The sequence below is a fragment of the Hymenobacter yonginensis genome (genome assembly GCF_027625995.1).
Taxonomy (GTDB): Bacteria; Bacteroidota; Bacteroidia; order Cytophagales; family Hymenobacteraceae; genus Hymenobacter; species Hymenobacter yonginensis.
Genome location: NZ_CP115396.1, coordinates 765,934 through 786,106, shown reverse-complemented (window position 1 = coordinate 786,106; position 20,173 = coordinate 765,934). Strand labels below are relative to the sequence as shown.

Below are 20,173 nucleotides of genomic sequence, written 5' to 3'. Positions count from 1 at the left end.
GCTGAATACGCATGGCTCACTATTCTGTAGTCCTGCCGCTGCCAAATCTAAGTTGCTGCCATGGCAAATGTTTCAGGCCATGGCATAGTTGCACTAAAGCATGAAAAGCCCGTAGCCACTCCACCCACATGGCATTGATGGCAGATTTCGGGCCGTTGGTCGAAAATGCAGTATAAGCGCTGCGGTAGTGCCTCCCGAAAACTGTAGATTTACAGGGCCCAGGTATCTGCCGGCGCGCTGTTGCCGCACATCCGAAGGCCGCGCAGCTTCGTTAATGCCTTTATCTGTTGTACGCTGACTTTTCCCTCACGTATGCCCTCATTTTTACGGTTTTATCCTTTACTGGCTCTGCTGCTGGGAGCCCCGGCCGCGCATGCGCAAACTGCCGGCGCCATTTCTGCCACGGCTAGCCCGGAGGCGGTAGCTCAGCCCGGGCTGTTGGTGTTCAAGTTGAAGCCCGAATACCGGGCCCAGGCGCAGCCCGGCCGCGTGGCCGTACCGCAGCTGGAAGCTACTTTGCGCCGCCTCGGGGCGTTGCGCCTGGTGCAGAAGTTTCCGAACGCGCTGCCACCCGACCCCAAGAACCCCGAGGCCGTAGACCTGCGCCTGATCTATCAGGTGTGGCTGCCGGCCACCACCGTGCTGCCCAAGGCCCAGCTGGCCCTGCGCCAGACCGGTGCCTTGGCGTACGTGGAGCCACTCTACTACCGCGCGCCCCTCTACCAGCCCAACGACCCCCTGGCTGACTCCACCAACGCCAGCGGCCAATATCACCTGCGCAACATCCGCGCCTACCAGGCCTGGGACGTGACCAAGGGCGACTCCAGCGTGCTCATCGGCATCACCGACACCGGTTTCCGGCTTTCGCACGAAGACCTCAACGGCCAGTGGCAGCGCAACCGCCAGGACCCACCCGACGGCCTCGATAACGACAACGACGGCTACATAGACAACTACCGCGGCTGGGACCTAGCCGACAACGACAACAACCCCTCGTCTGACTCTTACCAGCAGCCGCGGCACGGCGTGCACTCGGCCGGGGCCGCCGCCGCCCGTCCCGATAACGGCCGCGGCGTGGCCGGCGCCGGCTTCAACTGCCGCTTTCTGCCCCTGAAAATTTACCCCAGCACGCCCGGGGGCAGCTTCGCGGGCTTCGAGGCCATCGTGTACGCCGCCGACCACGGCTGCAAGGTCATCAACATGAGCTGGGGGGCCGCCGGGGGCCGCTCGCAGTTCGAGCAGGACGCCATTACCTACGCGGCCGTCAACCGCGACGCCGTAGTGGTGGCCTCGGCCGGCAACACCAACGCCGAGCTGGACTTCTACCCGGCCTCCTATGAGCACGTGCTGTCGGTGGGCGCCTCCAACCGCACCGATGTCAAGTCGGGCTACGCCACCTACAGCCGCCGCCTCGATCTGGTAGCGCCCGGCGACAACATCCTGACTGTATGGGGCGACACCGACACCGACTACATTCCGGCCACGGGCTCGTCGTTTTCGGCGCCATTGGTGGCGGGTGCAGCCGGGCTGGTGCGGGCCCGCTTTCCGCAGCTCACCGCCGCCCAGGTGCGCGCCCAGCTGCGCCGCACCACTGACAACATTGACGCCCTGCCCGGCAACGCCGCCTACATCGGCAAGCTGGGCACCGGCCGCCTGAACATGCTGCGGGCCGTACGCGCCAACGACCAGCGCGCCATGCGCCTCACCCAGCGCGTGTTCAGCCCCATCAAAAGCGCCTACCAACCCGCCGATACCATACGGCTGGTTGTGGAAATGCAGAATCTGCTGCTGCCCGTCCAGAACCTGACCCTCACCATTACGTCCCTTTCGCCTTACCTGACCGTGCGGCAGGGCACGTTTGCAGCCGGGGCGCTGGCCACGCTGGCCCGCACCGCCAATACGGCCGCCCCGTTTCGGCTGACGGTGGCGGCGGCAGTACCGCTCAATACCCGCGCCGTGCTGCGCTATCATTTCGAGGATGCGGCCACCGGCTATCAGGAAGACCAATACAGCACAGTGCAGCTCAGCCCCGACTACGTGGTGCTCAATGCCGGCGACCTGGCCCTTACGCTCACCAGCCGGGGCAGCCTTGGCTACGACGGTATTGGGTCTGACCTGGGCGAAGGGGTGACGTACCGGGGCAGCGCGCCGTTGCTCTACGAGGGGGGCCTGCTGCTGGCCACCAGCCCCACCCGGGTTTCCAGCCGCCTCCGCAATGAGCGCAACGTAGCCGACGCCGACTTCTTCCGCCTGAACCAGGCCGCCCTGCGACGCCAGCCACTGCGCGCCGACCAGGAAGCCGGCAATGTCCTACAGGATTCTTTGCCTTCGGCCACCCGCAACCGCACCGTGGGCATGCAGATACGCCAGCGCGGCTACGCTTGGGCCCAGGCCCCGCACCGCGACTACGTGGTGCTGGAGTATCAGCTCCGCAATGTCACACCCGACACGTTGAAGCCGCTGTACGCCGGCCTGTTCATGGACTGGGACGTGGCGCCGGAGTACGCCCGCAACGTAGTGGCCTGGGACTCGGTGCGGCGCCTAAGCTACGCCTACGATGCCGGTAGCCCCGACGTATACGTGGGCCTGAAGTGGCTGCGCGGGGGCACCGCCACCACCTACGCCATCGACGTGAATGCGCCGGCCGGCAGTCCAGTGCAGTTGTCCAACGGCTTCAGCCGCGCCGAGAAGTACCTCGCGCTCAGCAGCGGCACCCGCCAGCGCAGCACCGGCCTGCCCACCGGCACCGACATAGCGCACGTTCTGGGCGCCGCCCTGCCCCGCCTCGCCCCCGCCGACTCGGCCGTGGTGGCGTTTGCGGTACTGGCCGCCCCCACGCTGGCGCAGTTGCAGGCCGCCGCCGATGCCGCTCAGACCCGCTACAACCAGCTGCTGCCCGTCCGGCCGGCGCTGGCCGCCGGTGCCTGGCAGCTCTACCCTAACCCGACGACCGGACGGATACGCCTCGAAGTTCCGGCCAGCTTTGGCGGCCACCACGCCCAGCTATTCAATCCGCTGGGCCAGCTGGTCCGGCAGTTCAGTTTCAGCGGCACTACCACTGAGCTGGATGCTGGCGGCCTGCCGGCGGGCGTGTATGTAGTGCGCGTGCAGGGTGCCGCGGGCCAGCTGACCCGGCAGCTGCTGGTGCAGCCCTAGCGGCTTCAGCAGCACGCTGGCGGCCGGTTTCACAACGCGATTAAGACCACTAACTAAATTAGCAAAAATCCGTCAAAAGCACGGTGCTTAGCCACCAACCCGCACACTGAAATGCCGCCTCCAGCATAACGCTAAATAGGTTAAAATTCAATTAAAAAGGCTTTAATCGCCCATTTACACCCGTAAAATAGAAGACTAATTTTTTTGGAAAACAGGAAATATGCTTATCTTTGGATATGTCGAAAGTTAAGCTTCCCGTTTCGCCTCCCGTGCAGCTCTATGCCCGCTGTGTAGACGCCTCGCGCCGCCCCACCGACCACGTAGGCGACTGGCCTGAAGCCGGCCGCGTGTATCCTGTGCAGATGCGGCGCAACGCCCGCACCGGCCAGCCGCAGGTACACGTGCTGGGCTTCTACGCTGAGCGCCCGTACGGAGCATTTGCCCGCCACCGTTTCGAAACCGTGGCCCAGGTGTGGCTGAATTAAGCCGCCTTCCTTCTCACCACAAAGCCCGGCCTTTCCGCTTACAGGTAGCGGAAAAGCCGGGCTTAATTCTTTTCAGTGCGTAACGGCATTAGCGCGAACTTTGCAGTTCGCGTCTCCGTGCCGCTGGCATGGCGTTAATGGCGTGGGGGCGCGAACTAAAAAGTTCGCGCTACTGCACCAACACTACTAATACCAACGCCCTGCGTGACAACAGTGTTAACGCTGTGCTTCTGTCTTGGCTTCTCGCCCGATTTCAATAGCGGGGGTTACTTTGCCTTCGCCGAACAGCACTTGGTCGCCGAGGTTGTAGATTTCCTGAATGTCGTGCAGGATGTGCTCGAAGTCCAAGTTCAGATCTTTGAGCAGGCCGGTTTTCAGGTCGAATACCCAGCCGTGTACCGTGGGGTAGCCCTGCTTCAGATAGGCCTGCTGTACCACAGCCATTTTGATGACGTTGACGCACTGCTCCTGCACGTTCAGCTCTACCAGCCGGTCGTAGCGGGCGGTAGTATCCTCGATTTTATCGAGCTCGGCGTGGTGCAGGCGGTACACGTCGCGAATGTTGCGCAGCCAGGGGTTCATGATGCCCAGATCCTGGGGCTGCATGGCTGCCTTCACGCCGCCGCAGCCGTAATGTCCGCACACCACAATGTGCTTCACGCCCAGATGGGCTACGGCATACTCAATCACCGACGTTGCATTGAGGTCGATGTTGATGACCAGATTGGCCACGTTGCGGTGCACAAACACCTCCCCGGGAGCCACACCCATCAGGTCTTCGGCCGTCACGCGCGAGTCGGAGCAGCCGATGTAGAGATAGTCGGGCTTCTGGTCGGAGGCCAGGTGCTTGAGGAAGTCGGCGTTGGTGGCCGTGCTGGATTCCACCCACTGGCGGTTATTCTCGAAGATTTCGTCGTAGGTTATCATGGTCCAAGTATACGTTTATCGGCTCTGAAGGATAGGCGGCGCAGAATATTTTCCCACTACCCCTCTCTAACCCACTGTTAAACAGACTTCTACTTATCACCACCAGCCGTACCTCGCTCCCGGTAGTGCCAGAAAATACCGGCATCGAAGGGCGTCCAGAAGGCGGCGCGCTGGCCGGCAGCTTTGAGTGCCTCGTTGGCCCAGCTGTTGCAGGTGTAGAACAGGTTGTAGGTGCGCTTGGCTTCGTAAAACGCGTCGTACTGGCCGTAGCTATGGCCCGCAATATGCTCCACGTGGCCCTGCGCATCGTAGTCGAAGCTCTGCTGAATGAAGTCAATCAGCTGAGCATACTGCGCCTCCGACAGGTAGAGCCGGACGCAGTCTTTGCCCTCAGTGGGGCGGTGGTGAAACGTGGCGTGGATGGCTGACTCACTCAGCCAGAACATGGCCTTGAAGGCGGTGCTGGGCTTGAGCTCGGCCCAAGTGGGCGTGTCGAGGTAGAAGCCCTTGTCGCCCCAGCCGAAGCCCACGAACTGCATGCTTGGGTCGGCGGCGGGCGTATCAGCGTAGCGGATCTGCCGGGTCCAGTCGATCTGCGGGCTGCGCACGGGCACCACAATGTCAGTGTGCACGCCGTTGGAGAGAATGTACACTTCCACGCCGCCGGAGGCGGGGCGGCCCCGCTCGCCTACCGGCACAGCCGACAGCCCTACAGCGGCCACCCCATACAGCACCAGAATGCCGAGTATACTGCCGCCGGCGTAGGCGGCTCCTTTGGCTATTTTCTTCAGCGTAACGGGCATGTGGCAACGAGGGACAGAGTGAGGAAAGAAGGGCAATGCCCCTCATACGAAAGCGCACAAAGAAAGCCGTTCCGGGGCTATATTTGGTGCTTATACCCGCGCTATGCCCACCTCCGACGACCAACTCTACACCATTCCGGCCCCGTACCGGCGCATGGAAAACCTGCACATCCTGTTTTGGCTGCTCAAGGATATCGGCTGGTGTATGCTCTGGAAACCACTGGGCATCAGCATGATTTTCCCGACCCTGACCATTGCCCTCGTCATCACCTGGCGCACCCGCCACATTGCCGCCGAGCTGGCCCACAACCTGGCCATCGTGTTTTGGATTTCAGCCAACTCCTATTGGATGGTCAGCGAGTTTCTGGAATTCGATACGGTACGGGTGTGGGGCAACGTCACGGGCAAGCACCTGGCGCTGCTGCCATTCCTGACGGGCCTCCTGATTCTGCTGTACTACTATCTGGTGCAGAAGCCCAGGGAGGCGCGGGCGGAGCAGGCGGCGGCTTAGTTGTTGGCCCAATACTACACCGGGTGCCGCCGCAGCAGGTGCCACGCGGCCAAGCCTATTGCCGCCACCACCAGCAGCCCGAGGTAGTCATCTAGCGGCACGGCTGTCGGCTGATTCGATTCGCCTTCATCTACATCTAGAGCTGCCTTACCGCTGAGAACCTGCTCCTGCTTTCGTTGCAACGCCGCTTTCTGGGCCTGGTTTTCAAGGGCAAGGTAAGCCGTGAAGGGTGTCAGGATGCCGGCCCGGAAGCTGGCTTGTACAAACGGTACGCGCTGCTCGTCGGTGGCTTCGGGATGGAACGCCTGCCACTGCTGGTAGCCGTGTAGCTGCAAGCCCGTCTGCCAGCGTCCACCGGCCGCCAGCGCCGGCCGCATTGGGGCCGCCGGATGCGCCAGCACTACTTCGGCCGTGCCATTATCGGCGAGGTAGGCCAGCGGCCGGATAGCCGAGGGCCAGGCGCGCACTTTCGGGCGGGTGGTTGTGGGCAGCGACGTTGCAGAGGAATCCGTAAGGGGCTTGTGGGAATTCTGCCGCAACGCATGCGCGGTTAGCTGCTGGTTGGCATCTAGTACGTAAAACCGGTCCGATTCCGGATACGCAGCCTGCAATTCGGCTAGGTCGGAACCCAGCACGGCCGTAGTCAGCGTTTCAGTTACTACTACCGGAATCGGGTAGGTGGCGCGGGGCCGTCGGTGGGCCTGTACCAGCAGCTGACGCAAAGCGCCTTCCAGGTAGAATCCGCCCCGACTCTGGTGTCCGGTAAGCTGCTGCTGCCAGTCGGCTCCGGCTGGTACCTGAGTAACGTAGGCATCTACCAGCGTAAAGCGCGTGGACGTATCGCGCAGCACCTTGGGCCCAAACTGCTGCTCCAAGTGGCGGGCATACACCTGACGATGCTGCTGCTGACGGGCCGACACATCGAGCAGAAAATGGTAGTACGGCCGGCGCTGCACCAGCGGCAGGCGCTGCTTAGCCGCGCCGCTCACGTATGCTACCTCCCCGTCCGAAGCCAGTACTGGGGCTGTTACGGCCGGCACTTCGGGTGCCTGCCCCAGACGAAGTGCGCGACCATCCAGCGTTAGAACAACCGGCTCCTTATGCAACAGTTGAAACCCGGTTACGCGGGAGGTGCGGCCGACCACCGGATACACGCGCAAACTCAGTTGGTGGTCGTTCTGGTAGGTCAGCAGGCCTGGGTCCCGCACTTGGGTTTCGCTCAGAATCTGGGCATACACCCAGGCGGCAGCCTTTTTCTCAGCCAGAATGCCATGCTCCCGCCGGCCTTTCATGTCTAGGTAGTAGTCGCCTATCCAGCAGCCGGCAGGCAGGTTCAGTAGCGTGGTGTACTCACCGTCGCGTAGGGTGGTATCGGTGTTTGCCACGCGCAGCTCTACTTGGCTCACCCAAGATTGATGGCGGACATCATAGGTGCTCTTCGTGGTTACTTGAGTGATGGCCGGGGCGGCGGGTGTTGGTGTAGCAAAAGGCCGGGCTGTCGGTTCCGTATCCTCTGACAGCGCGCCCAGGAACACCTGTTCCAGATCCGCAATTTTGGTATCCGATAGTGTAAGGTTATCCAACACCAGCCAATTGAAGTACAACGATAAGTACGGCACATGTGAGCCAAACATGACGTCGCCCCGGTTGGTGCGGTCTTTATGCTGCTTCACTACCGCCAGCGTGCGGGCCAGGGCCGACTCATCCAAATCATACCGGCGGCGGTAATCGGGGGCGTAGCGGTAATCAAGGGCCTGGTGTAGAGTGTATTGGTCGAACAGATAACGGGCCGTGATGAGTAGCGGCAACGCACCTATTCCGCCCAGTAATACCAGCAGCAGTACTCGCCCCGAAAACACCGGCCGCAGCAGTTTCCAGTCGGCAGCCAACTCGCGTACGTGCACCAGCAGCAGCACTAGTGGTGTGAGCATCAGAAAACCGGTTCCAATGATAATGACGGCTAGCAACGACAGCGGCAGGAACGGCAGAAACACCAGAAAAAAGTAGAACGTGTAACTCAGCAGCACACTGCGCCCAAACAGCAGCAGTAGGTGCAGCCACCGGTTGGAACTGGCCGGCAGACACAGCAGCAGCCCATTCAATACGGCCAGCCCATAAAACCACTGACTGGTGAAATTGCCAAATATGCCCGCCTCCGCACTACCGAAACCTCCCCAGAACAGCCCGTTGTTCACCAACAAGCCCAGCACCGGCAACACAGTTCCCAGCAGCACCTTCCAGAGCAGGCTGAATTCGCGGCCGTAGCCGCCCCGCCGCAGTTCCAGAATGTACACCACCCGCACCACGTAAAACAGAAATCCGATGGTGCCCACCACCAGCCCCGTCACCATAAGCCCGCCACTAAGCCAGGCAGGCAGAATGTTTTCCAGCAGGAAGCCGCCCGGCAGCATAATCAGCACGAACCACACGCCCGGCACCGCCAGAGCCAGCAGCACATTAATCAGGACGGAATACTCACGGTCAGCGGGCGTCAGGCGCATTACCAAGGCATAACCGGCGTGGGCCAGCGTGGGCATCAGAAACGTGATGAGGTACACCAGCGGGTCGGTGGGCACCATCCAGCGCGGCACGGCCCGGGGCACCAGCTCATCCGCCAAGCTCACGCTCAGACAGATGAAGGCCGCATAGCCCGCCAGCGTCAGCACACAGTATAGCGTGCTGACCTCCTGTCTGCGCCTCAGCTGCCACAGCGCATACATCAGCGTGCTGGCGGCCAGCCCTGCCAGGCCGCCCCCCAGGCACGCCCAGGTCTGCACACTACTGGTTGGCAGTAGGCTTTGGATAACATTGAACTGCCCATAGCTCAGAAGCACCAGTACAACAATGGCCACGGTATTGACCAGCAACAACCATTTCGGATGCAATAGATTACGCATAAGATTCAGTAAACGTAACGCCCACACCACATCAGGCAACTGCCTAGTTACTCGGGTCGAACAAACATACTTTAAAGTACTTTGTATTTCAAAGTTTATTCAAATAAAAATGGCCGCAGCTCCTCTCCGGGCAGGCGGCCGTTTTTAGTAAACTGCTTTATAGCCTTTACCATTGCAGTTTCAAGGTGTTAATACATGTTCCGGACTAAACTAACCACGCCTTACCTCACCTCCTGCATTCCGGCCACAACCAGCTGCAGCGGAGCCGGCTGAGCTGGGCGGCGGACACTCCAGCGGCGCAGCACGAAGTGCGTGGGCAGATAGGCGACTACCAGCAGCGCCAGCATCCAGCAGACTAAGTATACCGGGGCCGGCAGCCAGGTTTGCGGGGCGGCATCATTGAAGCCGAACACGTAGTTAATATTTACTGGAATCTTTGGGTCCGACATGATGGCGCCGGCGGGCGGCAGCAGGAAGTACGCTACCAGGCACAGCGCCCAGGCCACGCCCGTCCAGGCCCAGAGGGCGCGCCGGTCGTAGCCGAGGCGGCGCACCAGGTACACCAGTAGAAACGGCAGCCAGCCATGGAAGAACGAGAGGCCGCGCAGAAACAGGCTCCGGTTTTCATCGAACATATATGAGGTCATGCCCAGCAGCCGGACGCCCAGCAGCTCGCCCACGAAGTCGGCGCACCAGAGCACCTGCGGCAGCAGAATGCCCACCGCCGCCATCGACGCCGGCAGGGCCTTCTCGGTCCATACGCTGATCAGGCAGAGCAGCAACGATATGTCGCAGAAGTACAGGAAGTTGCTGGGGCCGTAGTTGTACCAGTACACCGGCACCATCACGGCCAGGAAGGCGGTGAAGAGCACTTTCAGGGCAAGTGGCAGACGGGAGGCAGGGCGAAGCATGGTGGGGGCGTATGGCGGTGAGGATTGCTACCAGTCTTCCGGACTGATATGCTGCGACAAGTATAGCGCACCGCCCTTCTCCCCTGCACCCGAATTATTGCGTTTTCAGGACTTCGGGTATATTCTAAAATATGCTCTAAAATCTCTCTTCAGCTGTTTTTAGTCAGATATTCAGACTTTACGAGTACCACATTTCAGCATTGATTCAGCCGGTTTACGGCGCAGTTCCATTCTGATAAGGCACAAAAAAACGGCCGCCTCCCTTGTGGGAAGCGGCCGTTTTCACATGCAGGCCGAAGCCGGAATTACTTCTGCGACAGCTGGGCTTCGCCCGACTCCTTCAGACGGATCAGGTTCAGGGCCGAGCCGGCTTTGAACCACTCAATCTGGCCTTCATTGTAGGTATGGTTCACCGTGATGAGGTCGGTGTCGCCGTCGGCGTGGTGCAGACGGATCTGCAGGGGCTTGCCGGGGGCAAACTCCGTCAGGCCGAGGATGTCGAACGTGTCGTCCTCTTCCACCAGGTCGTAGTCGGCCTTGTTGGCGAAGGTGAGGGCCAGCATGCCCTGCTTCTTGAGGTTGGTTTCGTGAATTCGGGCGAAGCTCTTCACCAAGATGGCGCGCACGCCCAGGTGGCGGGGCTCCATGGCGGCGTGCTCACGCGAGCTGCCTTCGCCGTAGTTCTCGTCGCCTACCACAATCGACCCGATGCCCTGGGCTTTGTAGTTGCGCGCTACTGCCGGCACCGGCGAGTAAGGCGTGCCCTGCGTCAGGCCATCTTTCACAGCGTTGGCTTCGCCGTTGAAGGAGTTGATGGCGCCGATGAGCATATTGTTGGAGATGTTGTCCAGGTGGCCGCGGTATTTCAGCCACGGGCCGGCCATCGAAATATGGTCGGTGGTGCACTTGCCTTGGGCCTTGATGAGCAGACGCAACCCTTTCAGGTCGGTGCCTTCCCATGCCTTGAAGGGGTCGAGCAGCTGCAGACGATCCGACGTCGGCGCTACCAGCACCTCAACGCCCGAGCCATCGGCGGCGGGTGCCTGGAAACCGGCATCTTCCACGGCGAAACCAGCGGGCGGCAACTCAATGCCCCGGGGCTCGTCGAACTTCACCTGCTGGCCGTCTTTGGTGGTCAGCGTGTCGGTGAGGGGGTTGAAGGTCAGGTCGCCGGCAATGGCGAAGGCCGTCACGATTTCAGGCGAAGCCACGAAAGCGTGGGTGTTCGGGTTGCCGTCGTTGCGCTTGGCAAAGTTGCGGTTGAAGCTCGTGATGATGGAGTTGCGGCGCTTGGGGTCGTCGGTGTGGCGGGCCCACTGGCCGATGCACGGACCGCAGGCGTTGGCCAGCACCACGCCGCCCATCTGGGCGAAAGTGTCGAGCAAACCGTCGCGCTCCACGGTGTAGCGCACCAGCTCCGAGCCGGGCGTTACGGTGAATTCGGCGTTAACCGTCAGGCCTTTGCTTACGGCCTGGCCGGCAATGCTGGCGGCGCGGGTGATGTCCTCATACGAGGAGTTGGTGCACGAGCCAATCAGGCCCACTTCCAGCTTCTCGGGCCAGCCGTGCTCTTTTACGGCGGCAGCGAACTGCGAAATCGGCCAGGCGGCGTCCGGCGTGAACGGGCCGTTCACGTAGGGCTCCAGCTCGTCGAGGTTGATTTCGATGAGACGGTCGTAGAAAGCTTCGGGGTTGGCGTACACTTCGTCGTCGGCGCGCAGGTGCTGGGCCACGCCGGCGGCGAGGTCAGCAATGTCGGCGCGCTCGGTGGAGCGCAGGTAGTCGCCCATCTTCTCATCGTAGCTGAACACCGAGGTGGTGGCTCCGATTTCGGCGCCCATGTTGCAGATGGTGCCTTTGCCGGTGGCCGAGAGGCTGTTGGCGCCTTCGCCGAAGTACTCCACGATAGCGCCGGTGCCGCCTTTTACGGTCAGGATACCCGCTACTTTCAGGATTACGTCTTTGGCCGAAGTCCAGCCGTTCATTTTGCCGGTCAGCTTCACGCCGATTACTTTCGGGAACTTCAGCTCCCAGGCCATGCCGGCCATTACGTCCACGGCATCGGCACCGCCTACGCCGATGGCAATCATGCCGAGGCCACCCGCGTTAGGCGTGTGCGAGTCGGTGCCGATCATCATGCCGCCGGGGAAGGCGTAGTTTTCGAGCACTACCTGGTGAATGATACCAGCGCCGGGCTTCCAGAAGCCGATGCCGTATTTATTGGAAACCGAAGCCAGGAAGTCGTATACCTCCTTGTTTTCGGAGTTGGCGATGGCCAAGTCTTCGGTAGCGCCTTCTTTGGCCTGAATCAGGTGGTCGCAGTGCACGGTGCTGGGCACGGCGGCCTGGGGCTTGCCGGCCTGCATGAACTGGAGCAGCGCCATCTGGGCGGTGGCATCCTGCATGGCCACACGGTCGGGGGCGAAATCGACGTAGGATACGCCCCGCTCAAACGCCTGCGAAACAGTGCCGCCGTACAGGTGAGCGTACAGGATTTTTTCGGTCAGGGTAAGCGGGCGGCCAACGGCGGTACGGGCGGCCTCGATGCGGGAGCCCATGCCAGCGTACACAGCCTTGATCATCTCTAAGTCAAACGCCATAATTCAAAAGGGAAAAAGTGGAGAGAACGTGCCTATCAAAGACAGGTACGCAAATATAGGTACAGGTCGTTGCGCAGCCCAACTTTTCGGTGGCCGGAAGCTGTGGGCGGGCGGCATTTAGAATGATTCCAGCCGGGGCCTGCCGAAAGTTGGGCTACATTCGCGGCCATTGCTCAGTAAACTAATTCGGGCCTGCCGTAGTTTAGCCCCGAATCACCTTAACCCTCTTTTGTATGCCCGTTGCCATTGACATCCGCAAGGCAGTACTCGGGGCCGGACTCGCGCTGGCCGCCGCGGCCTGCCAGCCCAATTCCTCCACTTCTGAAAATCAGGCCGCTACCGAGGCCGGCAGCGCCGCCGCTGCTTCGGCCCTGTCGGCCGGCACCTGGCGCGGCGTGCTCTCGGCCCAGGGCCAGGAAATACCCTTTCTGTTTGATGTAAACACCGACGGCGGCAAGCCCACCGTTACGCTGCGCAACGGCGAGGAGCGCCTGAAACTCGATGAAATCAGCGCGGCCGGCGACTCCACCACCATTCGGCTGGGCGTGTTCGATGCCGCGCTGGTGGTACGCGCCGATGGGGCCGACAAGCTCAAGGGCACTTGGGTGAAGTACGACGGCAAGGAGCCCTACCGGGTGGCGTTTGCGGCCACCAAGGCTGGAGCTGACGAAGCGCTGTTCACGGGCACGGCCAAAAACACGTCCGTTTTCGGCGACCTGAAGAAGGGCGGCACGTTCCGCACAGAATTCAAGGGCAGCGACGGCGAAACCACGCCGGCCGTAGGCATCATTACCCAGGATTCGCTGAATCCCACCCAGTTGACCGGCACGTTTCTGACCACCACCGGCGACTACCGCTACCTGGCCGGCAACCTGGTAACCAAGGCCGACGGCGAGCATATCCTGCTGTCTACCTTCGATGGTAGCCACGGCTTCCTGTTTGATGGCAAGCTGGCCAAGCCCGGCAACATCAACAGCATCAGCGGTGACTTCTACTCCGGCAAATCGGGCCACGAAACCTGGACCGCCGTGCTCGACCCCAATGCCAAGCTGCCCGACGCCAACGCCCTGACCGGCATGAAACCCGGCCAGAAAAAGCTCGACTTCAAGTTCCCGAGCATCATCGAAGGGGCCAGCATCTCCCCTTCCGACGCCAAGTACAAAGGCAAAGTGGTAGTGCTGCAGGTACTGGGCTCGTGGTGCCCCAACTGCATGGACGAAACCAACTTCCTAGCCCCCTGGTACGAGAAGAACAAAAGCCGCGGCGTGGAAATCATCGGGCTGGGCTACGAGCGCACCACCGACCAGGCCGTGGCCACCCGGAAGCTACTGAAGATGAAGGAGCGCATGAACATCGGCTACGATATTGCCGTGGCCGGCGAGGCGAATAAGGACGCTGCCAGCCAGTCGTTGCCGCAACTGCAAAAGGTGCTGGCTTTCCCGACCACCATTTTCCTGGATAAGAAAGGCGAGGTACGCAAGATTCACACCGGCTACTCGGGCCCCGGCACCGGCAAATACTACGAGCAGGAAGTGGCCGAATTCAACAAAACCATCGACCAGCTGCTGGCGGAATAAGCTCACGGATTTTTCCGGATTGAGGCAGATTTCACGGATTTTGTGGAAGGCGCTGATTCGCTTGTTTGCACCGCACTCCAAAACGAAAGAGGCTCGCCAATTGGCGAGCCTCTTTCGTTTTACATGAAGATCAATCATCCACGAAATTTGATAAATCCGTTTCTATCCGGAAAAATCCGTGCGCCTTTCTAGCAGCACGATAGACTCGCCGTGGTAGGTGGCGCGGGCGAATTCGTGGAAGTGGAACTTGCGGGCTACGGCCAGGGAGGCCACGTTGTTGGGGTCAATGATGCAGGTGAGGCGGGCCTGGGGGAAACGGGGCTCAATCCAGGCCAGGGCGGCCTGCACGGCCTGGCTGGCGTAGCCGCGGCCGTGCAGGCGCGGGGCAATGGTCCAGCCGGCCTCCAGGGTGCCCTTGAGCGAAGGCGTCAGGTCGCGCTGGAAGTCGAAGAAGCCCACAGAGCCGCAGTACTGGCCGGTGGCTTTTTCCTCGATGGACCACGCCCCGTAGCCGAACATGGCCCAGTGCCCCAGCTGACCCAGCATCCGCCGCCACACTTCCTCCTCGGTCTGGGGCTTGTTGCCCAGAAACCGGTAAAACGCCGGGTCGTTGGAGAGGGCCGTGAACTCCGGCAGGTCGGTAGGCAGCGGGCCGCGCAACAGCAGGTCGGGCGTTTCGAGGCGGGGCACTGTCACGGCGGGCATGTCGAGCAGACTAAGCAGGGGCGGCGTCATGGCGGCAGCTGGAATAAAATGGGCAGAACGGGGCTCAGGCGCTGGTGACGGCCAGCCACAGCGGCCCCTTGGGACGCAAAGTAATCAGCGGATCGGTGCCGGCGGGCGCCTCCGAAACGGGCGCAAACGTGAAGTGGCGCAGAGCTTCCAGCAGTACCAGCTGAATTTCGGTGAGGGCAAAATGGCTGCCCACGCACAGCCGGGGCCCGCCCCCGAAGGGCAGGTAGGCATAGGCCGGAATGGGCGGCTCTTGGCCGGGCGCAAACCGCTCGGGCCGGAAGGCATCAGGCTCCGGCCACAGCCCCGGATGGCGGTGGATGCCGTGGATGTAGATGGAAAACAGCGTGCCTTTCGGAATGGGCAGGCCCCGAAACTCGTCGTCTTCCAGCGCCACGCGGTCCAGAATCCAGGCGGGCGGGTACAGGCGCATGGTTTCCTGCACCACCTGCATCGAGTACGGTAGCTGCGTTAGCTCCGCGAATTCGGGTGGGCGCTGAGCGAGGCCGGCGGCGGCCCGCTCCTGCCGCACCTGCGCGGCAGCCTCCGGGTGGCGGGCCAGCAGGTACAGCATCCAGCTTAGGGCGTTGGCGCTGGTTTCGTGGCCGGCCAGCAGCAGGATATTGGCCTCGTCCAGCAGCTGTTCCTCGCTCATGCCTTCCCCGGTGTCCTCGTAGCGGGCATCCAGCAGCATTTGCAGCAGGTCGTCGGGGGCTGGCGCGGTACCCGGCGCTGCCTGGCGCCGGCGGATGTAGCCGCGCACCAGCTCGCGCAGCTCCTGGCTGAGGGCATCGTGCTGGCGGAACGTGCCGCGCGCCGTGAACCAGGGCCGCAGGTATGGCTGCCGGATGGTGCGCACATAGAAGGCCTGAATGCGGGTCAGGATATCCGACAGGCGGTTGCGCTCGGCATCGGTCATGCTGGTGCCGAAGGTGGCCTGCGCGATGATGTGGAACGCCACCCGGGTCATTTCGGCGTGGATATCCACGGTAAGCCGGCCGCCGGCCGCCGCCAGCCGGGCGCGCAACTCCTGGCTCCACTCCTCGGCGGCAACCTGCATGAGGCGCGTGAGGGCGGCCAGCCGCTGCCGGTGGAAGCCGGGCTGAATCAGGCGGCGCTGCCGGAGCCAGTCGGTGCCTTCATTGGTGAGCAGGCCGCGGCCCAGGTACCGGATCAGGCCGTGCGTGAGGTCGGACTTGAGGTAGCGGCGGTGGTTTTTCTGCAGGATATGCTGGGCCAGGGCCGGGTCGCGGGTGACGATGCAGGGTCGCACGCCGCCCAGGTGCAGGCCCACCGTGTCGCCGTGGTGGGCCAGGGCCCGGTCGAGGTTGCGGATGGGCTGGCGGGCCATGGCCAGGGAGCCCAGCAGAGTGCGCCAGCGGGGCACGCGGGGCAGCGGGGCCAGGGCGGGGGTTGCGTCGGGGAGCAGCATCGGAAACGGGCGCAAATCGGCGGTTTATCTTCCGGAAGATACGAGGCCCGCCCGCAATCCGGGGCCCGGATACAACCCGGCACTAGGCTTCCCGCGTACAGCTACCCGGGCCCCGGCCCGCCTCCGTTCCTTCTCCAACAACCAAACCAATTCCCCTTATGTGGATTCAACAGAAACCCGATGCCCTGGCCCCCCTCGCCGACCTGCAGGGCCACACCGTAGGCCTGAAGTTCGAGTGCAACAAGTGCCATACTGAGGTCTTCACTGACTCGCTCGGCGTACCCGCCCCCGATCTGCTGGCCAATTCTATGGAGGATGACGGCCAGTATGAGAAAGAGGAAGTGAAGTGCCCCGGCTGCGACATGACCCACGAAATCACCGTAAAAAGCACCTTCGACGGCGTAAAATTCGACGTCTCGGAAGTAGCCCCCGGCAGTGTAGCCTACCAACTGAATCACTGATTAAAGCGGATTGTCCGGATTTATCGGATTTCGTGGACGACTTGTAGCATATGCTTCAGCTTGTGCTACAAGTCGACTAATGGTGTAGCATACTGAATACAAGCAGAAGAGGCTTGCCATGTGGCAAGCCTCTTGTCGTTACAGCATGGTTGGTTATAGCGTCAGACAATGCACAGCACAAGCTAAAGAGTGTACACAAGTCGTCCACGAAATCCGATAAATCCGGACAATCCGCTTTAATCAGTGATTCCGCTCGATGGTGTAGTTGATGAGCTGCTCCAGCGAGGTACGGGAGGCCGAGGCCGGGAAGGTGTGCAGCACGGCCAGCGCCTCGTCGCGGTAGCGCTCCATCACCTTGATGGCGTAGTCGAGGCCGCCGGATTTCTGCACAAAGTCGATGACGGCCTGCACCCGGTCTTTGCGGCCGTCGTTGTTTTTCACGTTGTAAATCACCTTGCGCTTGGTCAGCCAGTCGGCCTGCTGCAGGGCGTAGATGAGCGGCAGCGTCATCTTCTTTTCCTTGATATCAATGCCCACGGGCTTGCCGATTTCGGCCGTGCCGAAGTCGAACAGGTCGTCTTTGATCTGGAAGGCCATGCCTACCTTTTCGCCGAAAAGCCGGGCGCGCTCAATGGTTTCCTTATCTGCGCCGGCTGAGGCAGCCCCCACGGCGCAGCAGGAAGCAATAAGCGAGGCCGTTTTCTGGCGGATGATGTCGAAGTACACGTCCTCCGTAATATCGAGGCGGCGGGCCTTTTCAATTTGCAGCAGCTCGCCTTCGCTCAGCTCCTTCACGGCGTTGCTCACGATTTTGAGCAGCTCGTAGTCGTCGTTTTCCAGGCTCAGCAGCAACCCCTTGCTCAGCAGGTAGTCGCCGACAAGCACGGCAATCTTGTTTTTCCAGAGGGCGTTGATGCTGAAAAAGCCGCGCCGGTAGTTGCTCTCGTCCACCACGTCGTCGTGCACCAGCGTGGCCGTGTGCAGCAGCTCAATGAGGGCCGCGCCCCGGAACGAGGCTTCGGGCAGCGGGTCGCCGCCGCTGATTTTGGCCGTGAAGAACACGAACATGGGCCGGATCTGCTTGCCCTTGCGCTTCACGATATAGCCCATAATCTTGTCCAGCAGCAATTGCTTGGTCTGCATGGACGCGCGGAATTTCTGTTCAAATTCCACCATTTCGGCGGCAATGGGCGCCTGTATTTGGTCCAGCGTTATGGTCATGCGAATGAGTTGGGCGCTGCGAAAGTACGCGGAAAATCGGTTGCTTTCTGCCGAAGGTGTGGCCTGGTACGGCAGCAGGGCCCGCCCCCATTCGGGCGTGCTGAAAATCCCTGTACCTTCGCCGGGCATCCTGCTATCCTTCGTTATGTCCGTTACCACTGCTCCCGATGCGCAGCTGGCGGCCTGTGCCAGCTGCACCGCGCCGCTCCAGGGCCCCTACTGCCACCGTTGCGGCGAAAAGCGGCTCGACCGACGCGACTACGCCCTAGGCCATTACCTGGAAAACGCCGTCGACACGTTCACGCACTTTGATGTAAAGGTGGTTAAGGGCTTGTGGGCCCTGTTGTACCGGCCCGGCCGCATGACGGCCGATGTGCTGGCCGGCCGGCGGGTGGCCTGGCCCAAGCCTCTGCAGCTGTTTCTGATTGCCAACGTGCTGTACTTCTTCGTGGCCGAGCGCGTGGGCATGCTTATTTTCAGCTCGCCGCTGCGCTTTCACCTCCACAATTGGTACGGCAGTTGGGCCCAGGCCCGCCTGGCGGCCCACGCCGCCGCCCACCACACCACCGTGGCCGCCCTGACGCCCGAGTTCAACCACTTGTCCGAGGGCTTGTCCAAGTCGCTGCTGTTCGTGTTTATTCCGCTGCTGGCGCTGGTGCTCACAGGGCTGCTCTGGCGGCGGCGACACTACTTTCTGGAGCACGTGGTGGTGGCAACCCACCTGCTCAGCCAGTTTCTGCTCAGCTCCCTGCTGCTACTGCTGCCGGCCGTGCTGGTGTTCGGACTGCTTGATCTGGGGCACGTGTCGCTGAGCTACGAGCAGCGCGATACGCTCAGCACCGGGCTGCTGGCGCTCATACTCGGGGCCTGGGCCCTGCCCCTGCTGCGCCGCGCCTACCACCTGCCCCGCCTCCCGGCCCTGCTGCTGACGGCCGGGCTGATTGGCGGCTTTCTGGTGCTGCTGCAGTTTGTGTACCGGCTGCTGGTGTTTGCCGTAACGCTGGCGCTGCTCTAGCCCCGGCGGTTTTTTCCTGGTTTTTTGCTCCGTACGTATGGTAACCGTCGATTTTCTGCTTTCCTGCTCCCGCCACAGCCGCCCCTTCGCGGCCGATGCCCGCTTCGTGGCCGACGGGCAGCCCAAGCCTGTGGTGGTGTTCGTGCATGGCTTCAAGGGGTTCAAGGACTGGGGCCACTTCAACGTGCTGGCCGATTGGTTTGCCCGCCAAGGCTTCGTGTTCGTGAAGCTGAACCTCTCGCACAACGGCGTGGTAGTAGGCGGCACCGGCGACCTAGAAGACCTAGAAGCCTTCGGCCAGAACAATTTCAGCCTAGAGCTGGACGACATCGGGGCCCTGCTCGACTGCCTGCACACGCCCGGCCAATCGGGTATTCCGGCCACGGAAATGGATTTGTCGCGGCTAGCCCTCATCGGCCACAGCCGGGGCGGCGGCCTGGTGCTGCTGAAAACGGCCGAAGACCCGCGGGTACGGGCCGTGGTGAGCTGGGCCGCCATCAGCGACGTGAACCCCGGTTGGCCCGAAGCCCTCATGCAGCAGTGGCAGCAGCAGGGCGTATTTCACGTGGAAAACAGCCGCACCGGCCAGCAGCTGCCGCTGTACTTTCAGATTGTGGAAGACTACCATCAGCACCGCCTGCGCCTGAGCATCCGCCACGGCCTGCGCCGCAAGCTAAAGGGCCGCCCCCTGCTGGTGCTCCACGGCGACCAGGACGAAACCGTACCACTGGCCCGCGCCCACCAACTGAAGGAGTGGCAGCCTGCCGCCGAGTTGGTGGTGCTGCCCGGCGTAACCCACAACTTTGGTGGGGCGCACCCCTGGACGGCCGCCGAGCTACCCGTCGAGGCTCAACAGGCCGCGGAAGCCACTGTGGAGTTTTTGCGGCGGGTGCTGTAATGCCTATGCACACTGCCTACCTCCTGCTCGGCTCCAACCTCGGCGACCGGACCACCATTCTGCACGACGCCGTGGCGCAGCTCGACGCTACGGCCGGCACTGCACAGGCCACGTCGGGCCTCTATGAAACGGCCGCCTGGGGCCTGGAGGATCAGCCCCCGTTCCTAAACCAGGCTGTGCAGTTGCTGACTACCTTATCCCCCGCGGAGCTGCTGGCCGCCTGCTTAGCTACCGAGCAACGGGCCGGCCGGGAGCGGCTGGTGCGCTGGGGAGCCCGCACCCTCGATGTGGACATCCTGCTGTACGACGCGGCAATAATTGACACGCCCACGCTGCAACTCCCCCACCCCCGCCTGCCGGAGCGCCGGTTTGCCCTGGTGCCGTTGGCCGAGTTGGCCCCGCATCTGTTACATCCGGTCCTGCATCGCACCATCACCCAACTCCTGGCAACCTGCCCCGACACGCTGCCGGTGCAGCCAGCATAGCCACGAAAAAGGCCCGCTGACACTGTCAGCGGGCCTTTTTCGTGAGCGGTGAATCAACCCTG

At 62.0% G+C, this 20,173-nt stretch carries 16 protein-coding genes; 8 read left to right on the top strand and 8 right to left on the bottom strand.

What is annotated here, in order from left to right; translation table 11 throughout:
* Positions 1 to 312 precede the first annotated feature (312 nt).
* Together O9Z63_RS03480 and O9Z63_RS03475 are read left to right on the top strand one after the other, a co-directional pair.
* Positions 313 to 3,156, top strand: coding sequence for a S8 family peptidase (locus O9Z63_RS03480; RefSeq protein WP_270127908.1), 2,844 nt, complete (start codon positions 313 to 315; stop codon positions 3,154 to 3,156).
* Between the two features lie 236 nt (positions 3,157 to 3,392).
* Positions 3,393 to 3,641 carry a hypothetical protein gene (locus O9Z63_RS03475; RefSeq protein WP_270127907.1) on the top strand — a complete coding sequence of 83 codons (249 nt, stop codon included), beginning with the start codon at positions 3,393 to 3,395 and terminating at the stop codon, positions 3,639 to 3,641.
* A 216-nt stretch (positions 3,642 to 3,857) separates the two neighbouring features.
* On the opposite strand, the gene O9Z63_RS03470 is transcribed toward O9Z63_RS03475, so the two are convergent.
* Positions 3,858 to 4,568: a carbonic anhydrase gene (locus tag O9Z63_RS03470; RefSeq protein WP_270127906.1), complete on the bottom strand. Its 711-nt coding sequence runs from the start codon at positions 4,566 to 4,568 to the stop codon at positions 3,858 to 3,860.
* An 89-nt stretch (positions 4,569 to 4,657) separates the two neighbouring features.
* Positions 4,658 to 5,371, bottom strand: a complete 714-nt coding sequence (locus tag O9Z63_RS03465; RefSeq protein WP_270127905.1) for a TIGR02117 family protein — start codon at positions 5,369 to 5,371, stop codon at positions 4,658 to 4,660.
* Between the two features lie 103 nt (positions 5,372 to 5,474).
* Between O9Z63_RS03465 and O9Z63_RS03460 the strand changes: the two genes are divergently transcribed.
* A complete protein-coding gene (locus O9Z63_RS03460) occupies positions 5,475 to 5,882 on the top strand; it encodes a hypothetical protein (RefSeq protein ID WP_270127904.1) in 408 nt (135 codons plus the stop codon).
* A gap of 14 nt (positions 5,883 to 5,896) precedes the next feature.
* Here O9Z63_RS03460 and O9Z63_RS03455 read toward each other — a convergent pair whose 3' ends face one another.
* The 3 genes from O9Z63_RS03455 to O9Z63_RS03445 all read right to left on the bottom strand — a co-directional run bounded on the left by O9Z63_RS03455 (position 5,897) and on the right by O9Z63_RS03445 (position 12,290).
* Complete coding sequence (locus O9Z63_RS03455) at positions 5,897 to 8,779, bottom strand: MSEP-CTERM sorting domain-containing protein (RefSeq protein WP_270127903.1); 2,883 nt, start codon at positions 8,777 to 8,779, stop codon at positions 5,897 to 5,899.
* 221 nt (positions 8,780 to 9,000) lie between these two features.
* The gene (locus O9Z63_RS03450) at positions 9,001 to 9,690 is read right to left on the bottom strand and encodes a membrane-associated protein (RefSeq protein WP_270127902.1); all 690 of its coding nucleotides are present in this window, start codon (positions 9,688 to 9,690) and stop codon (positions 9,001 to 9,003) included.
* A 305-nt stretch (positions 9,691 to 9,995) separates the two neighbouring features.
* Positions 9,996 to 12,290, bottom strand: coding sequence for an aconitate hydratase (locus O9Z63_RS03445; protein WP_044013329.1), 2,295 nt, complete (start codon positions 12,288 to 12,290; stop codon positions 9,996 to 9,998).
* 233 nt (positions 12,291 to 12,523) lie between these two features.
* Here O9Z63_RS03445 and O9Z63_RS03440 point away from each other — a divergent pair, with 233 nt between their 5' ends.
* Positions 12,524 to 13,867, top strand: coding sequence for a TlpA disulfide reductase family protein (locus O9Z63_RS03440; protein ID WP_270127901.1), 1,344 nt, complete (start codon positions 12,524 to 12,526; stop codon positions 13,865 to 13,867).
* A 162-nt stretch (positions 13,868 to 14,029) separates the two neighbouring features.
* Here O9Z63_RS03440 and O9Z63_RS03435 read toward each other — a convergent pair whose 3' ends face one another.
* Both O9Z63_RS03435 and O9Z63_RS03430 read right to left on the bottom strand, forming a co-directional pair.
* A complete protein-coding gene (locus tag O9Z63_RS03435; RefSeq protein WP_270127900.1) occupies positions 14,030 to 14,602 on the bottom strand; it encodes a GNAT family N-acetyltransferase in 573 nt (190 codons plus the stop codon).
* A 34-nt stretch (positions 14,603 to 14,636) separates the two neighbouring features.
* Entirely contained in the window at positions 14,637 to 16,031 is a 1,395-nt protein-coding gene (locus O9Z63_RS03430) for a cytochrome P450 (RefSeq protein ID WP_270127899.1), read from the bottom strand.
* A 158-nt stretch (positions 16,032 to 16,189) separates the two neighbouring features.
* Here O9Z63_RS03430 and O9Z63_RS03425 point away from each other — a divergent pair, with 158 nt between their 5' ends.
* The gene (locus tag O9Z63_RS03425) at positions 16,190 to 16,492 is read left to right on the top strand and encodes a hypothetical protein (RefSeq protein WP_270127898.1); all 303 of its coding nucleotides are present in this window, start codon (positions 16,190 to 16,192) and stop codon (positions 16,490 to 16,492) included.
* A gap of 240 nt (positions 16,493 to 16,732) precedes the next feature.
* Here O9Z63_RS03425 and O9Z63_RS03420 read toward each other — a convergent pair whose 3' ends face one another.
* Entirely contained in the window at positions 16,733 to 17,713 is a 981-nt protein-coding gene (locus O9Z63_RS03420; protein ID WP_270127897.1) for a polyprenyl synthetase family protein, read from the bottom strand.
* Between the two features lie 145 nt (positions 17,714 to 17,858).
* Between O9Z63_RS03420 and O9Z63_RS03415 the strand changes: the two genes are divergently transcribed.
* The 3 genes from O9Z63_RS03415 to folK are packed head-to-tail and all read left to right on the top strand — an operon-like array spanning position 17,859 to position 20,111.
* Positions 17,859 to 18,728, top strand: a complete 870-nt coding sequence (locus O9Z63_RS03415; RefSeq protein WP_270127896.1) for a DUF3667 domain-containing protein — start codon at positions 17,859 to 17,861, stop codon at positions 18,726 to 18,728.
* A gap of 37 nt (positions 18,729 to 18,765) precedes the next feature.
* Positions 18,766 to 19,626: an alpha/beta hydrolase family protein gene (locus O9Z63_RS03410; protein WP_270127895.1), complete on the top strand. Its 861-nt coding sequence runs from the start codon at positions 18,766 to 18,768 to the stop codon at positions 19,624 to 19,626.
* 5 nt (positions 19,627 to 19,631) lie between these two features.
* The gene (gene folK / locus O9Z63_RS03405; protein WP_270127893.1) at positions 19,632 to 20,111 is read left to right on the top strand and encodes a 2-amino-4-hydroxy-6-hydroxymethyldihydropteridine diphosphokinase; all 480 of its coding nucleotides are present in this window, start codon (positions 19,632 to 19,634) and stop codon (positions 20,109 to 20,111) included.
* Positions 20,112 to 20,173 lie beyond the last annotated feature (62 nt).

Excerpts from the sequence above, each read along its gene's own strand:
- O9Z63_RS03480 (WP_270127908.1), top strand. The coding sequence starts at position 313 with ATGCCCTCATTTTTACGGTTTTATCCTTTACTGGCTCTGCTGCTGGGA.
- O9Z63_RS03475 (WP_270127907.1), top strand. The coding sequence starts at position 3,393 with ATGTCGAAAGTTAAGCTTCCCGTTTCGCCTCCCGTGCAGCTCTATGCC.
- O9Z63_RS03470 (WP_270127906.1), bottom strand. The coding sequence starts at position 4,568 with ATGATAACCTACGACGAAATCTTCGAGAATAACCGCCAGTGGGTGGAA.
- O9Z63_RS03465 (WP_270127905.1), bottom strand. The coding sequence starts at position 5,371 with ATGCCCGTTACGCTGAAGAAAATAGCCAAAGGAGCCGCCTACGCCGGC.
- O9Z63_RS03460 (WP_270127904.1), top strand. The coding sequence starts at position 5,475 with ATGCCCACCTCCGACGACCAACTCTACACCATTCCGGCCCCGTACCGG.
- O9Z63_RS03455 (WP_270127903.1), bottom strand. The coding sequence starts at position 8,779 with ATGCGTAATCTATTGCATCCGAAATGGTTGTTGCTGGTCAATACCGTG.
- O9Z63_RS03450 (WP_270127902.1), bottom strand. The coding sequence starts at position 9,690 with ATGCTTCGCCCTGCCTCCCGTCTGCCACTTGCCCTGAAAGTGCTCTTC.
- O9Z63_RS03445 (WP_044013329.1), bottom strand. The coding sequence starts at position 12,290 with ATGGCGTTTGACTTAGAGATGATCAAGGCTGTGTACGCTGGCATGGGC.
- O9Z63_RS03440 (WP_270127901.1), top strand. The coding sequence starts at position 12,524 with ATGCCCGTTGCCATTGACATCCGCAAGGCAGTACTCGGGGCCGGACTC.
- O9Z63_RS03435 (WP_270127900.1), bottom strand. The coding sequence starts at position 14,602 with ATGACGCCGCCCCTGCTTAGTCTGCTCGACATGCCCGCCGTGACAGTG.
- O9Z63_RS03430 (WP_270127899.1), bottom strand. The coding sequence starts at position 16,031 with ATGCTGCTCCCCGACGCAACCCCCGCCCTGGCCCCGCTGCCCCGCGTG.
- O9Z63_RS03425 (WP_270127898.1), top strand. The coding sequence starts at position 16,190 with ATGTGGATTCAACAGAAACCCGATGCCCTGGCCCCCCTCGCCGACCTG.
- O9Z63_RS03420 (WP_270127897.1), bottom strand. The coding sequence starts at position 17,713 with ATGACCATAACGCTGGACCAAATACAGGCGCCCATTGCCGCCGAAATG.
- O9Z63_RS03415 (WP_270127896.1), top strand. The coding sequence starts at position 17,859 with ATGTCCGTTACCACTGCTCCCGATGCGCAGCTGGCGGCCTGTGCCAGC.
- O9Z63_RS03410 (WP_270127895.1), top strand. The coding sequence starts at position 18,766 with ATGGTAACCGTCGATTTTCTGCTTTCCTGCTCCCGCCACAGCCGCCCC.
- folK (WP_270127893.1), top strand. The coding sequence starts at position 19,632 with ATGCACACTGCCTACCTCCTGCTCGGCTCCAACCTCGGCGACCGGACC.